Origin of the sequence: Hyalangium gracile, assembly GCF_020103725.1 — a bacterium.
Classification (GTDB): Bacteria; Myxococcota; Myxococcia; order Myxococcales; family Myxococcaceae; genus Hyalangium; species Hyalangium gracile.
In genome coordinates this window covers 494316-509181 of sequence record NZ_JAHXBG010000002.1, presented here as the reverse complement: position 1 = coordinate 509181, position 14866 = coordinate 494316, and the positions used below count along the sequence as shown (strand labels likewise).

Below are 14866 nucleotides of genomic sequence, written 5' to 3'. Positions count from 1 at the left end.
CGTGCACCAGGCGGGCCCTCATGTACATGCTTGCGCCAGCGCGGAAGTCACCCTGCGTCGCGTCAGATGCAATCCCTCTCAGGGAAAACCCTGCGGGTGTTGCGTCAGGGAAAGCCCCAGGTGTGTCGGTTGGCGGAAAATTGAACTCACGGCCGTGTTACTCGTGACGCCCTCTCAGACGCGAAACCGCGTGGGTCGGGCTCATGACGATGATGAAATCAGGCACTCGGATGCCTCCTGGAGGCGTCTTGCGGTGGAGCACCCAGGTGCTCGGGGCGATGTGGCTCGTTGCGACACTGGCGTGCGAAGGCTCGGGGCCAGGGCTCGAGCCGCGGTCCGAGGCGATTCGCCCGGGCCTGGCGACCCACAAGGTGCAGCTGAGCGCGGAGCAGGCCCGGCAGCTCGCGCAGCGTGGCGCCAATGTCCAGCACATCGCGGACTACGGCTCCTTCCAGCTCGTCTCGGTGGATGAGGATGCGATGGCGGCCCTGCCCGAGGGGGCCGAGCCGCGCGATGACTTCAACGACATCCTGCTCAACGCGGGCACCATCGACACCGCGTCTCCTCACGGCCAGTCCCTGCGCGGGATGAAGCTGCCCGCCTCCGGCAAGAGCCTGCACATCGTCCAGTTCGCCGGCCCCATCCAGCCTCAGTGGGTCGAGGCGCTCCAGGCCACCGGCGTCCAGCTCATCACGTACATCCCCAACAACGCCTATATCGTGTACGGCGACGCGGCCTCGCTGACGCGCCTGCAGCGGCACGTCAGCTCCGAGCGCTCCATCCAGTGGAGCGGGGACTACCTCCCGGACTTCAAGCTGGATCCGTCCATCCACCGGCTCCAGACGGAGACGTACGCCCTCCAGCTCATCCAGGATGAAGAGGCCAACGGCGCCACGCTGGAGCTCATCCGCGCCCGGCAGTCGCGCGACGGCACCACCCAGGAGGCGCTGGGCTACGTGAACGTGGTGGCCTGGCTGACGAAGAGGGAGCTCCACGAGCTGGCCGCCCGTCCGGACGTGCTCTCCATCCAGCCGTACTTCGTGCCGCGCCCGCATGACGAGCGCCAGGGCGTGATCGTCTCCGGCCGCCTGAGCGGCAACAACCCCACGGGGCCGGGCTACCTGGCTTGGCTGGCCTCCAAGGGCTTCACGCAGGCGCAGTTCACCGCCTCCGGCTTCGGTGTGGATGTGTCCGACAGCGGTCTGGACAACGGCACCCAGGCGCCGAACCACTTCGGGCTCTACGTGGACGGCGACGTCAGCAAGGCCAGCCGTGTCGTCTACAACCGCATCGAGGGGTCCGGGAGCAGCATGCTCTCGGGCTGCAATGGCCACGGCACACTGAACGCGCACATCATCGGTGGCTACTCGGACCTGACCGGGTCCCCGTTCGCGGATGCGGAGGGCTACGCCTACGGGCTGGGTGTGGCGCCCTTCGTGAAGCTAGGCTCGTCTGTCGTCTACGGACCGGACTTCACCAACCCCGACTTCGAGGACCTGCAGTCACGCGCCTATCGGGATGGCATGCGCATCAGCAGCAACAGCTGGGGCAGCGACAGCAGCAACGCCTACACCCAGGAGAGCCAGCGGTACGACGCGCTGGTGCGTGACGCGCAGCCGACCGGGTCCGCGGTGCCCGCCGCGGGCAACCAGCAGATGGTCATCGTCTTCTCCGCGGGCAACAGCGGCCCGGGCCCCAACACCGTGAGGACTCCGGCCACCGCGAAGAACATCCTCACCGTGGGAGCCTCCGAGAGCGTTCAGCCCTTCAACGCCTTGGATTTCTGCACCGTGGGGGACGACGATGCCAACAGCGTCCATGAGCTCTTCGATGCCTCCAGCCGTGGCCCCACGGCGGACGGCCGCAAGAAGCCGGACCTCGTGGCCCCTGGCACGCACGTCGTCGGTGGCGTGGCGCAGGCGGCCTCGCAGCGTGCCAACCCGCCTGCTGCTCCCCTGGGCCAGTCGCTCGCGTGCTTCGACGCCAGCGGCGTGTGTGGCGGCGCCAACGGCGCGCCGTACTTCCCGTCGGGCCAGCAGTGGTACACGGCCTCCTCCGGCACCAGCCACGCGGCTCCGGTCGTCTCCGGCGGCGCGGCGCTGCTGCGCCAGTACTTCATCAACCAGGGCATGACGCCGCCGAGCCCGGCGATGACGAAGGCGTACCTGATGAACACCGCCCGCTACCTGACGGGCGCGGATGCCATCGACGCTCTCTGGTCCAACAAGCAGGGTATGGGCCTGATGGACCTGGGCATGGCCTTCGACGGCGCCCAGCGCCTGCTGGATGACGAGAACCCGGCCAACCTCTTCACCGCCACGGGCCAGTCGCGCACCTTCTCCGGAGTGATCGCGGACACCACCCGGCCCTTCCGCGTCACGCTGGCGTGGACGGACGCGCCCGGCACCACCACCGCCAGTCCGTGGAAGAACAACCTGGACCTGACCGTCACGGTCGGCGCCAACACCTACAAGGGCAACGTCTTCACCGGCCCGAGCTCCACCCCTGGCGGCACGGCGGACGGCGTGAACAACGTGGAGAGCGTGTTCCTGCCCCCGGGCACCGACGGCACCTTCACCATCACGGTGACGGCGGCGAACATCAACTCGGACGGCGTGCCGGCCAATGCCTCCTCGCTGGACCAGGACTACGCCCTGGTGGCCTACAACTCCTGCGCCAGCGCGTCCCAGGTGCCCACGGGGGTGAGCGCCACCGCCAATGGCAACCACCGCATCGACGTGAACTGGGCGCCCAACGGAGCCACCGAGTACAACGTGTATCGCTCCACGACCGCGGGCGGCCCGTACACTCGCGTGGCCACCGTGGCGGCGCCTCCGTACGCGGACCTCGGAGTGTCGGGAGGCATCCGCTATTACTACGTGGTGCGCGCGGTGCAGTGCGCGGAGTCCCCCCGGTCCACGGAGGTCTCCGCCATTCCCAACGGCGCATGCACGCTGCCGCCCACCTTCGCGGGCATCTCCGCCGTGAGCAACGCTCAGGCGGCCACCTGCGCCAACACGGTCACCTGGGCCGCGGGCACTCCGGCCTGTGGTGGCACGCTGAGCTACTCGGTCTACCGCGGCACCAGCCCGGGCTTCACTCCGTCGGTGGGCAACCGCATTGCCACGGGGCTGACTGGCACCAGCTTCGCGGATGATCTGAACCTGACCAGCGGCACGAAGTACTTCTACGTGGTCCGAGCCACCGAGCAGGGCGGCGCCACCAACGAGGACACCAATACCGTCGAGAAGTCCTCCACGCCGACGGGCGCCGAGACCACGGGCCTCAACTACTTCGATGATCTGGACGGCAACCGCCCGACGAATGCGTCCCTGTACTGGCTCCCGACTTCCACTCCCGCGGGCTTGATCAACCTCACCTCGAACTGTCGCTACCAGTCGGCCCTGAAGGCCTACCGTTTCGGCAGGGCCAGCACCGGCTGTGGGGGCTACTACCCCTCCAGCGCGGAGGGCACCCTGGTGCTCGGCGGCAACGGCGTCACCGCCCCGAGCATCTACGGCTTCAACCTGCCTGTGAGCACCCGCACTCCGCAGCTGACGTTCAACATCTGGCACGTCCTCGAGACGGGCCGGGATGGAGCCTGGCTCTCCTACAGCACGCAGGGGCCGAACGGGCCGTGGACCCAGGTTGGCGACGCGGAGTCCTCGACGGCGCCCTACATCTCCGCGGGGGGCTATGACGGCGCGCTCGACGCCTCCCCCAACATCCGGATCTGGACCGGCCCGAGGAGCGGGGCGAATGGCTCCTTCAAACCGGTCACCGTCAACCTGTCGGCGCTGGCGGGCCAGAGGGTGTGGTTCGCCTTCCGGTTCTACACCGACAGCTCCTGGGAGGAAGAGGGGTTCTACCTTGACGACGTGCGCCTCACCGCGGATGCGTACGCGACATGCTCCACGCGGACTCCGCCCGTTGGCCCGGCCGTCGCCTACCGGGTGAGCGGAATGAGCGACTCGAGGCAGTCGGGCTCGTCCTTCTTCGCCACCTTCACCGCGGTGGACTCGGTGGGCATCCCGGTGACGAGCTACACCGGCACGGCGGCGATCAGCAGCTCGGACCCTCAGTGGAGCGGGGCCACCAGCCTGAACTTCACCGCGGGCGAGGCGGTTGGCCTGTACACCCTGCGCACCGCGGGCACGCAGACCCTCACCGCGACGTCCACCACGAACCCGACGCTGCGAGGCAGCGGCAGCAGCTTCATCATCCCGAGCGCGGCGTCCGGGATGATCTTCTCCGTGCAGCCGGCCACCGCGGTGGCGGGAGTCCCCATCCACCCCGCCGTGAAGGTGAGGCTGGTGGACCTGTACGGCAACATCGTCTCGTCGGGCAGCGGCAGCGTCACCCTCGCGCTGGGAGCCAACCCGGGTGGCGGCACGCTGTCCGGCACCACCACGGCGACGCTATTCGCGGGTGTGGCCACCTTCGGCAACCTGTCCATCAACAAGGTGGGGACAGGGTACACGCTGGTGGCCAGCTCCCCGTTGCTCGGCTCCAAGACGAGCCAGGCCTTCAACATCACCCCGGCCGCGCCGGCGAGCATGCTCTTCAGCACCCAGCCCCCCAATGGAAGCGCGGGCACGCCTCTCAACCCGGCGGTGCGGGTGACACTCCTGGATGCGTTCGGCAACATCACGACGTCCACGGCGAATGTCACCGTCTCCCTGGGCAACAACCCGACGGGGGCCGAGCTGGCTGGCACCACCACGGTGGCGGCGGTGAATGGCGTGGCCACCTTCAGCAACCTGCGCGTCAGCAAGCCAGGCACGGGCTACACCCTGCAGGCGACCTCGGGCGCTTTCACCGCCACCAGCACCGGCTTCAATGTGACGGTGGGGGCGGCGGCTCGGCTCGTCTTCAGCGCGCCTCCAGGCAATGCGGTGGCGGGGACGACACTGGGCGCCGTTCAGGTTCAGGTGCAGGATCTGGGGGGCAACGTGGTTACCGGCTCGACGGCGCCGGTGACGCTCACCCTGGGAGGCCCCGCGGGCGGCACGCTGGGAGGCACCACCACGGTGGCGGCCGTCAACGGCGTGGCCACCTTCTCCAACCTCTCCATCCAGAAGGCGGCCGCCGGCTACACGCTGACGGCGGCCTCCACGGGACTGCAGAGCGCCACCAGTGATGTCTTCGAGATCGTCCCGGCGGCGGCGGCGAAGCTGGCCTTCAGCGTCCAGCCGAGCAACACGGGGGTAGGGGCCATCATCGCTCCGGCGGTGAGGGTCTCCGTGTTGGATGCCTTCAACAACTCCATTCCGAGCGCGACTCCCAACATCACCCTGGCGCTGGCGGCCAACCCCTGGGGCGGCACGCTGAGCGGCACCACCACGGTGGCGGCCGTCAGCGGCGTGGCCACCTTCGACAGCCTGTCCATCAACCAGGCTGGTACGGCCTACCAGCTGACCGCGACGTCGGGGGCGCTCAGCAGCGCCACCAGCACGGCGTTCCAGGTCCAGGCAGGTAGCGCGACCCGGCTGGTGTTCACGCAGGCTCCCGCGAGCACCACGGCAGGCGCCAACCTCGGCACGGTCACCGTGGAGGTGCAGGACGCCCAGGGCAACCGGGTCAATGTCGCCAGCAGCGTCACGCTCACGCTCCAGGGCAGCCAGAGTGCCACGCTGAGTGGCACCACCACGGTGGCGGCTGTCAACGGCGTGGCGACGTTCAACACCCTGTCCATCGCCCGGGTGGGGACGGGCTACCAGCTGAAGGCCCAGGCCAGCGGGCTGACGGAGGCCACCAGCTCCACGTTCGACATCACCCATGGGCCGGCGGCGGCGCTGGTCTTCACGGTGCAGCCGGGCTCCACCCAGGCTGGCGCGGTGATCAGCCCGGCGGTCCGCGTGGCCTTCCAGGATGCCTTCGGCAACGCGGTCACCAACGCCACGCAGGCCGTCACGGTGGCGATCGCCAACAACCCTGGCAATGGCACGCTGTCGGGTACGAAGACGGTCAACGCCGTCAACGGCGTGGCCACCTTCGCGGATCTGTCCATCAACCGCGCTGGGCAGGGCTATACGCTCCAGGCGAGCGCGGGTGCGCTGCCGGCGGTGACGAGCGCGGTGTTCAACATCACCTCGAGCGGGGGGGGGAGGCTGGTCTTCCGTGCCACGCTGGCGGACGTCACCGCGGGTGACCTGCTGTCCGCCGTCGAGGTGGAGTTGCAGGATGCGCAGGGCAACGTGCTCACCGAGGCCACGGGCAGCGTGACGCTGGGCCTTGGCGCGAACCCGACGGGCGCTCAGCTGCTGGGCACCCTCACGGTGTCGGCGGTCCAGGGCGTGGCGAGGTTCGAGGGGCTGTCGCTGCGCAAGGTCGGCAATGGCTACACGCTGGTGGCGAGCGCGTCGGGCTTCGCGGGGGTGACGAGCCAGGCGTTCAACGTCAAGCCGGGCGCGGCGGCCAGCTACACGCTGGTGCTCGATCCGAGCGTGCCGGTGGGCCAGCAGGCCACCTTGTCGGCCACGGCCTACGACGCCTACGGCAATCAGGCCACCAGCTACGGGGGCACGGCCAAGGTGACCAGCTCCGACGGCGCGGCGTCCTTCGCTCCCACGGCGACGTTCGCCGGAGGCGTGCTCCAGAGCTTCAAGGTGACGTTCAAGTCGCCAGGGCTGCGCACGCTCACCCTGACTGACACGGCGACGGCGAGCCTGACCGGTACCGCGCAGCTCAACGTCACGCCGTTGGCCCCGCCGATGGTAGCGATAACGGAGCCGGCCAATGGTGCCACCGTCTCCGGCCAGGTCCGGATCTCCGCCACGGGGACGGTCGCTTCGGGCACCACGCTGGCCGAGCTCGCCATCCTCGTGGATGGGGTGGTGCTCGTCAGCGGCACGGGCGCGACGGTGACTGGCAGCTGGGACAGCACGAAGGTGCAGGACGACTCGGTCCACACCATCACCGCGGTCATTGCCGACGGCGCGGGCAACGTGGTGCACGCCGCCCCGGTGACCGTCACCGTGCGTAACGGGAACGGCGGGGGCGGAGGCGGGGGCGGGGGTGGGGGTGGAGGCGGGTGTGGCGCCACCTCCGGCACGGACTCTGGCCTCTTCTTTGGCCTGCTCATCGTGGCGCGGAACCTGCTCGGACGGCGTCGCGCGAAGGCGATGGGGGCTGCCGAGCGATGAAGCTCGGTCGCTCGTGCCACTCGACTCAGGTCATCGTGTCGCCTGTATCATCAGGCCCTGCCAGGCGGCCGCCGCAGCGCTATGCGCGGCGCTGCGGTTCGCCCTTGCGAGGCTCCTGCTCGATGGCTGCTACTTCTTGGACGGCTGCTGTTTGGGGGCTCCGAGCATTTTCAAGAGGCTAGCAAGGTAGGGCTTCAGCTTCTGGGCGCTTGCCAGGGCCTCCTTCTGGTGCTCGCGAAGGTAGGTGGCGCCACTGCTGTCCACTTCATCGAGCGTCAACTGGCCATCCTTGTTGGCGTCGAGTTGCTCGAAGCGCGCAGGCCCACCACACTTCGCCTGTGAGGGGTCCTTCACGAAGGCGTCGAACTCGCCGCGTGAAATCGCTCCATTCCTGTCCTTGTCGACGAGCGCGAAGCGGTGAACCACCAATAGCTGGCTCTTGGGGGAAGGCGAGGCTTTGGAGGGAGCAGGGGGAGTGGCTTTCGCCTCCGTGGCCGTGGAGGGGAACCTCTGCTGGCATTGCTGTTCGCAGTTCCCCTCCGACACGTTGCACGCCGCGTAGCAGATCTCGCAGTCATCGGCCGCGCCCTCGCCGCAGGTCAGGTCGCAGCCGCTCATGCAGGTGCCGCGCTGTCCCTGGCAGGCTGCGTCGCATTGCTGAAGGTTTTGCGCCTGGCGGCAGCCTCCATCGCAGTTGCAGCAGAAGATGTTGCATGGGCCATAGCCACAGCATCCTCCATTGCTTGAGGTGCCATCTCCACAGATGGAAGTGCTCCCGAAGGCCGCGCCGCAACAGTCTGCACGCGCGTCCCACGCGGCCAGGACCACGACGAGTCCCACGAGCACCAACCAGGAGGGTGTCCGATCAATTCGCATTTTTCGTTCCTTGGGTGGAGTGATTGAGAATTTCTAACAAAAGGCCGGGTTGAAGAGTAGACCCTCGTTAGGGCGCCGGACTGGACTCGTCGCTGCCGGCGGCATCGCTCGTGACGAAGGCGAGGAGGTTATTTCCTCCGTGCTGTCCAGGTCTCTCACCGCTTGACTTCAAGTCGACTCGAGCTGGCACAGTACGGCCTTCCATTCCTCATGGCACACCAATGGAGACGAGCATGAATGCCACGCGCCAGTCCGATGACGAGCAGACGAAGCTTTGGAACGGTCCCGCCGGACGAGCCTGGGTCGAGACGCAGGAGCTGTTCGACTCGATGTTCAAGCCGATGGAAGAGCTGCTCGTCCAGGCGGTCTCCGCTGGAGCTGGTCGCCGGGTGCTCGACATAGGCTGCGGTACGGGCAGCACGACGCTCGCCGTCGCGCGGTTGCTGGGCGCGCAGGGCCGCTGCACCGGTATCGACATCTCGGCTCCGATGATCACCGCCGCCAGAGCTCGCGCCGAACGGGAAGGTACGCCGGCAAGCTTCATCATCGCCAACGCGCAGACCCATGCCTTCGAGCCCGCGAGCTTCGACATGATCATCTCGCGCTTCGGCGTCATGTTCTTCGACGACTCCGTCCAGGCCTTCGCGAACCTGAGGCGAGCCTCGGAGGAGAACGCCGAGCTGCGGTTCATCGCCTGGAGGGGCCCTTCGGAGAATCCGTTCATGACGACGGCCGAGCGCGCCGCGGCACCGCTCCTTCCGAACCTTCCTGCTCGCCGGCCGGACGGTCCGGGGCAGTTCGCCTTCGCGGACCAGCGCCGCGTCTCCCGCATTCTGGAGGAGAGCGGCTGGGCCGGGATCGACATCCGGCCGCTCGATGTTGCCTGTACCCTGCCCGAGAAGGAGCTGGTCCGGTACCTGACGCGGCTCGGTCCTGTCGGAATGATCCTTCACGAGGCGGATGAGCGGACTCGCACCCAGCTCATCGAAACGGTCCGCGCCGCTTTCGAGCCCTATGTGCAGGGAGCGGACGTCCGCTTCACCGCTGCTTGCTGGATGGTCGCTGCCCGAGCGCCGTCCGCGTCACGCGGCGAAGGATGAGCCTGCCTCGCTTGGGAAGCGCTGGCCGGAATGTCAGGGTGTTCTGGTATTCACGTCCAAGCGCTGAGAGAGGAGCGTGACCATGAATCCCACCCCCCGCGAGCGAAACCCGACGTCGCACACCTCGGTCTTCCAGCTGATCCTCGTGGCCCTGGCGCTGCTGGGCTCCATGCTCCCGTCCGCGCGACGCGCTGACGCCAGGGGGTGAGCGACCCGCGCCGCCCTCCGTCATCAGAGCCCTGGACCCGAGAGACTTCCCACGCCAGAGTCGCTGATGATGATCGATCTCGAGGAGCTTGCCGCCGTTCCCAATCCCACGCCGATCCGGAGCGCCGAGGTCGAGCGTGGGATTGCTTATTCCGTGGCCTTCCTCGGCTCGGATGCCGCGCTGAGCAGCATCGAGCTCGATCCGTACTGGCCCAAGTGGAACTCGCCGTGGTGGCACATGCTGCTGCTCCACGAGCTCGGCGAAGCGCGCCAGATCCCGGTGCGCACCTCCGCCGCGATGGCCGCGAGGATCAATCGGCTCTTGCACCTCTTCCCGATCCACCCGAGCGATGCCCCGGGTGTCGACACGCAGCGCGACACTGCCTGCCATTGCGCCCTCGGCACGATGTACCCGGTGCTGGCCGCGTGCGGCGTCGACGTCGAGCGCGAGCTGCCCTGGGTCCGGCCCTGGTTCGTGCGGTACCAGATGGCCGATGGCGGCCTCAACTGCGACAGCACCGCGTACCGCCAGACGGGCGAGTGCCCGAGCTCGATGGTCGGGACGGTCGCGCCCCTCGAGGCCATGCTGCTCGGCGGAGTCTGGACGGGCGAGCAGCGCGACTTTGTCGTTCGCGCCGGGGGCTTCCTGATCGATCGGGCCCTCATCCATGGCTCAAGGACCGTGCACAACGCGGAGGAGCGAGGCTCGGCGGTGGCCTGGCGCGCGCTCACGTTCCCGCGCTTCTATTACTACGACGTGCTGCGCGGGCTCGCGGTCCTGGTACGGTGGGCCGAGGCGACCGAGCAGCGGCTGCCGGAGGCCGCGGTCGCGACCGTCGTCCACGCCCTCGTCGAGCGTTGGCCCGACGGCGTCGTGCGAGTCGAGCGCCAGGCTCACGTCGGGATGACGACGATCCTCCCGACGACCGATCGTTTGCCCAGCCCACGCGCGATGGCCTCACCGTTCCCCCTGCTCGAGGCCACGAGCAGGCCCGGCGAGCCGTCCGAGGCGCTGACGCGGCAGTGGTCCGAGGCCCGCGCCGGCTTGCTCCGGCTCGCTCGCGCGGGGCGCCTCGTCGCCTGAAGTCATTCCGGAAAAGTTCATGCACCCTGGAGGGAGGCGCCTGCGCCAGGGGAGCGGCCTGACCAGGGAGGCGCCCTGGTCGAGAACCGCTAGCGAACTGGTATGACAAGCAGACCAGTTCGTACAGGGCGCGACCGACAGGGGGGTGGACCGGACGTGGGGGCGGACTCGGCCCCTGTGCCCGTTTCAGGGGGAGCAGGCTCTGGTTCCAGATTACGGCCGGTAGCTCCGCTCGGCGTGCGCCTGCAGCTCCGCCGGGTCGAACCACACCGGCTTGAAGCGGTGCTGCACGAAGAGCTGCGCCTGATCGGTGTAATGCGGTGAATCCGGCCGCGTGCTGGCCGAGCCGAACGGTTGGACCGATTCCGAGCGCACCTTGCCCGCCTTGTCCCACGTCACGAACAGGATGAAGCTGTCTCCGTGGCGGATCGCCAGGCGTCCGTCGGGCGCCTCGTCATAGCTGGTCGCGGCGCGGAGCGAATCCGGACCGCCGTCCATGGGCAGATCGAGCTTGCCCTGACGCAGGCGGATCAGCTCGCCGAGCGGCACGTCGAGCTTGCCGAAGTGCTTCCGCAGATAGCCCGCCGCCTCGGTCATCACCGCGCGCGGATCGGGCTTGGGCTTGCGCTCGTAATGGAAGCGATGCTGCGAGCGCAGGATCGAGAAAGCGAGCGAGTCGGCGGGGCCCTGGCCGTCCCAGTTCCAGTCCCACCTGGAGAGCAGATCGCGCGCTTGCACGAGCAGCTCGTCGCCACGGGGTTCGACAGCGAGCAGCTCCTTGAACCACGCCTCCAGATAGCCGCTCTTGGCGACGCCGGTGTCGAACTTGATCCGCTTCAGGTCCTCCTCGGAGATCAATGGCACGGCGCTCATCAGCTCCAGCGCGCGGTCGCCTCGATTGGTGGTGTCCGTCTCGACGCCGAGCAAGGGTGGCTGGGGCGGGAGCTCCGATCCTGGCCCCGCCGACTGGTAAGGGGAGTTGTTGCCGTTGATCAGGAAGCCCGAGGCCGGGTTCACGTTGCGCGGGACCATGCTCCACGGAACGGTGCCTGGCTCATAAGCGCTCGAGGTGTCGCCCGGCAGCACCTTCGAATAGTCGAAGCCCGGCTTCCGGTTGGGGAAGCTGGCATTGTAGAAGAAGGCGATGTTGCCGGCCGCGTCGGCATAGAGGAAGTTGGTGCCGGGAATGCCCTGCAGCGCCAGCGCCGCCTGCCACTGGTTGAAATCCGTGGCTCGGTTGAGCCGGTAATACGCCTCCACCATCTTGAGCTGATCGGCGCCGCCATAGCGGAGCGCGTAGCTGCCGCTCTTGTTGACGATCACCGGCCCCTGCACCGCGCGATAGACCGTCCTGGGCACCGGCAGCACGAACGGGCCCCAGAGCTTGACCGGCAGCCAGACGCGCTGTGTCTCCAACTGTCGCCACTGGTCGTCATAGCGATAGCGGTCGTCGTCGGTGACGAGCTTGTAGACGTCGATCAGGTCGGGACGGTTGACGGTGTTGGTCCAGCCGAGCGCCTTGTTGTGCCCCATCAGCGGGTAGGGGGCGCCGGGGAGCAGCGCGCCAGCGAAATCCCAGCCAGCCTGTGAATGGACGACGAGCTCGTACCACGCCGCGCCGCCGCGCCAGGGCTGGTGCGAGTTCGAGACGAGCCGGGTGAAGCCATCCGCCGAGCGCTTGGGCGCGACGACGAAGGCGTTGGAGCCGGACTGGTTCGATTCGGAGCCGAGCGGCGTGCCGGCAGGCGCTTCAGGCCGCGGGCTGGCGGCGCTTTCGATCGGCAGCGGCTTGTCTCCGGCGAGCGCACCGAGCACGCCCTCGAGCCCGAAGAAGAAGGGCGAGCGGACGACGAAGCCGGTCGCGACATCCTCGCCAGTGACCGGGAACAGCCTGGACAGCCGCACCTCGTCCGGATGCGTCTCGGCATAGCGGTTGAGGCCCGAGGCGTAGCCATCGAGCAACGCGCGAACGTCCGCGGGCTGCTTCATGTAATCGCGCGCGACCGTGGCACGGGCTCCGAGCAGGTGGACGACGAAATCCGTCTTGGCTCCATCCGGCCCGATGAGCGCGCCGAGCCGGCCGCGGGTCATCGCCAGCACTTCCTGCAGCGTCGAGAAGTCATCCTCGGCATGGGCATAGGCGATGCCATAGGCGACGTCGGGATCCGTCTTGCCGAGGATGTGCGGCACGCCGAAATCGTCGCGGGTGATCGTCACGTCGTACGGGTGCGCGGGTGGCGGGGCAGGGCGGGCGGTGAGCAGCGGCTCCCAGGTGGCGAGCCCGATCGCGGCGGCCATGATCAGCACGCCCAGTCCGATCAGGATTCTCCGAACGATCCGCATTCCAGCCCCTCCGGCCACTGGAAGTCGCGGCCTTCGAGAAGGGCTTATCACGCTCTCGTGAGGCGTACGACACGGTGGGGCTCCAGCCGCGCGGAGAGCACGGCTGGAGCCTGGAGCAGGGGCCTACTGCCCGGTGTAGATGCCGATGGAGCCCGGCGTGCTGTCCGTCCCCTGGAACCCGATCAGGATGCGGCGCGGAGTCGTCGAGCGGTCCACCTGGATGTCCGTGACGCGCATGTAGAGCAGCGCACTGGGGAGCACGCCGCTGCCGTACTTCGTCACCGTGCTGCCCTGCACGCGGCTGATGCCTCCGCCCCAGGACGTGCCCGCCCACACGCTGTTGTCGAGCGGATCTCCCGCGATCGAGGAGACATACCCGTGCCCATCGATGAGCTCGGTGGACAGGGTGCGCAGCCGCTGTCCACTCGAGCTGAGCTGCGCCAGGCCGTTGCTGAAGCTGCCCACCCACACCGTCTGGTCACTCATCACCGCCATGCCCGACACGTGGTCATCCACGCGCTGCGCCCGGGTGGGCGGCGTCGGCTCCGAGACGGCGTCCGGCCAGATGTCATACCGGTTCCACGCGTAGGCGCTGCCCTCCGTCTCCACCTGCGCCTGCCAGTAGTTGTTGCCGTTGGTGCCGTAGCGGAACCGCGTCGAGCGGATGGCCCCGCCAATCCAGACGTCGCTGTTGGAGGCCACCGCGACGCCGTAGTACGCGTCCGTGAGCAGCACCATGCGCGTGCCGTCCGAGTTGTAGCCATTGATGGCCGGGTGCACGTGCTCCATCACTCCGGCGCAGCCGTAGTCCCACGTCCCGGGCGCGCAGCTGTAGCCCGGGAAGTCCGCGCGGCCCCAGGCGAAGCCATGGTTGCCGCCGAACCAGACGCTCTTCGTCCGCGGATCGTAGGCGATGCGCAGGACGTTGCAGACCTTCTCCCGGCCGCGCGGCTCGGCGGCGACCTTGTTGGGGCCCGTGGAGAGATCGTAGTGCACCACCTGGATGCTGCCCGAGGAGGTGAGCGTCACCCGATCCGCGTCGCCGCTCTTGTAGATGCTCGCGTCCGGAGTGCGGCCCGCCGCGTAGGCCTGGTCCCACTCGTCCTCGCAGGTGGGCATGCCCGCCGCTGGCTTGCGGCCCTCGTAGCCCACGAAGGCCACGCCCGCCGGGCCTCCCGTCACGGAGATGACCTTCAGGTACTTCACCCCCGGAGGCGCGCTCCCATCCAGCATGTAGCCGTAGGGCCGCAGGCCGTCCGCCATGGTGAAGCGGCGGAACTGCGTCTGCCCCCTCTGGAGCACGAACAGCCCCTCTTCGCCGCCCGCCACCCAGATGTTGCCCCCCTCGTCGGCGCTCACGCCGTACACGGTCCGAGGGCCGCCCTGCGCCGCGCCGTGGAACGTCCAGTCACTGCCCGTGGGAGGCGTGCCCGTGTTCAGCGTCACGACGAGCTGCGGGTGCACGGAGGTATTGGAGGTGTTGCGCGAGGAGAACACGGTGCCATCCGTGCCCGTGGGCACCACCGCGAGGTTCACCGCGCCGTTGCCCTGGACGGCCGCCGTCACGTCCCACTCGACCCAGGCGTTCGCCGCCACCGTGCTCGCGGTGGACAGCAGCGTCTGCGTCGCGGGCTTGTTCTGGAAGGTGATCGTGCTCTCCTGCCACGAGGAGCCCGTGGTGTAGACGGCCGGGCCGTTCACCGTGGCGTCCGTCGAGTAGAGCCGGAGCTTCGCGCTGGCGATGGTGCCGCTCAGCCCGCTCAGCTCGAAGCGCAGGAAGGACGCGTACTGCGGCGAGCCATCCACCTTGAGGACGCTGGAGCTCCCGTAGTTCCCCGTCGGCGTCGTGCCCTCGACACGGGCGTCCGCCACCGGGGTGAACACCCGCGTCTCCGCGAGCTCCTGCCGCGTCGCCTCGAGCGGCTCCGGCGGCGCCGCCTCCGGGAGCTCCTCGCCGCAGCCTGCCAGCACGCCCACCGTCGCGGTGCACACCGCCCACCTCATGCCTCGCTTCCACCTGCCCACGCCCGACCTCCATCCGTTCACCGGTACGCCCTCGCTTGGAACGGGCGTCCGTGAGTCGTGGCACTTGCAGGTGGGGTGCCGGTTCA

7 protein-coding genes are annotated in these 14866 nt (G+C 68.5%); 4 read left to right on the top strand and 3 right to left on the bottom strand.

What is annotated here, in order from left to right; genetic code table 11:
• Positions 1–248: 248 nt before the first annotated feature.
• Positions 249–7145: a S8 family serine peptidase gene (locus tag KY572_RS05675; RefSeq protein ID WP_224241198.1), complete on the top strand. Its 6897-nt coding sequence runs from the start codon at positions 249–251 to the stop codon at positions 7143–7145.
• Between the two features lie 129 nt (positions 7146–7274).
• Here the strand turns inward: KY572_RS05675 and KY572_RS05670 are convergent, their stop codons facing one another.
• The gene (locus KY572_RS05670) at positions 7275–7763 is read right to left on the bottom strand and encodes an EF-hand domain-containing protein (RefSeq protein ID WP_224241197.1); all 489 of its coding nucleotides are present in this window, start codon (positions 7761–7763) and stop codon (positions 7275–7277) included.
• Positions 7764–8362: 599 nt separating this feature from the next.
• On the opposite strand from KY572_RS05670, the gene KY572_RS05665 reads away from it, so the two are divergent.
• From KY572_RS05665 to KY572_RS05660, 3 genes are all read left to right on the top strand, one after another.
• A complete protein-coding gene (locus KY572_RS05665) occupies positions 8363–9121 on the top strand; it encodes a class I SAM-dependent methyltransferase (RefSeq protein WP_317987816.1) in 759 nt (252 codons plus the stop codon).
• A gap of 82 nt (positions 9122–9203) precedes the next feature.
• Positions 9204–9329: a hypothetical protein gene (locus KY572_RS47045; protein ID WP_263451373.1), complete on the top strand. Its 126-nt coding sequence runs from the start codon at positions 9204–9206 to the stop codon at positions 9327–9329.
• A 66-nt stretch (positions 9330–9395) separates the two neighbouring features.
• Positions 9396–10412, top strand: a complete 1017-nt coding sequence (locus KY572_RS05660; protein WP_224241195.1) for a hypothetical protein — start codon at positions 9396–9398, stop codon at positions 10410–10412.
• 213 nt (positions 10413–10625) lie between these two features.
• On the opposite strand, the gene KY572_RS05655 is transcribed toward KY572_RS05660, so the two are convergent.
• Positions 10626–12755 (bottom strand): penicillin acylase family protein, encoded by a 2130-nt coding sequence (locus KY572_RS05655; RefSeq protein ID WP_224241194.1) that lies wholly within the window; start codon positions 12753–12755, stop codon positions 10626–10628.
• A 123-nt stretch (positions 12756–12878) separates the two neighbouring features.
• Positions 12879–14759, bottom strand: a complete 1881-nt coding sequence (locus KY572_RS05650) for a CBM96 family carbohydrate-binding protein (protein WP_224241193.1) — start codon at positions 14757–14759, stop codon at positions 12879–12881.
• Between the last annotated feature and the right edge of the window lie 107 nt (positions 14760–14866).

What these genes read in the sequence shown, in the direction of transcription:
- KY572_RS05660 (WP_224241195.1), top strand. Translation starts at nt 9,396, where the DNA reads ATGATGATCGATCTCGAGGAGCTTGCCGCCGTTCCCAATCCCACGCCG.
- KY572_RS47045 (WP_263451373.1), top strand. Translation starts at nt 9,204, where the DNA reads ATGAATCCCACCCCCCGCGAGCGAAACCCGACGTCGCACACCTCGGTC.
- KY572_RS05665 (WP_317987816.1), top strand. Translation starts at nt 8,363, where the DNA reads ATGGAAGAGCTGCTCGTCCAGGCGGTCTCCGCTGGAGCTGGTCGCCGG.
- KY572_RS05670 (WP_224241197.1), bottom strand. Translation starts at nt 7,763, where the DNA reads ATGAGCGGCTGCGACCTGACCTGCGGCGAGGGCGCGGCCGATGACTGC.
- KY572_RS05655 (WP_224241194.1), bottom strand. Translation starts at nt 12,755, where the DNA reads ATGCGGATCGTTCGGAGAATCCTGATCGGACTGGGCGTGCTGATCATG.
- KY572_RS05650 (WP_224241193.1), bottom strand. Translation starts at nt 14,759, where the DNA reads ATGAGGTGGGCGGTGTGCACCGCGACGGTGGGCGTGCTGGCAGGCTGC.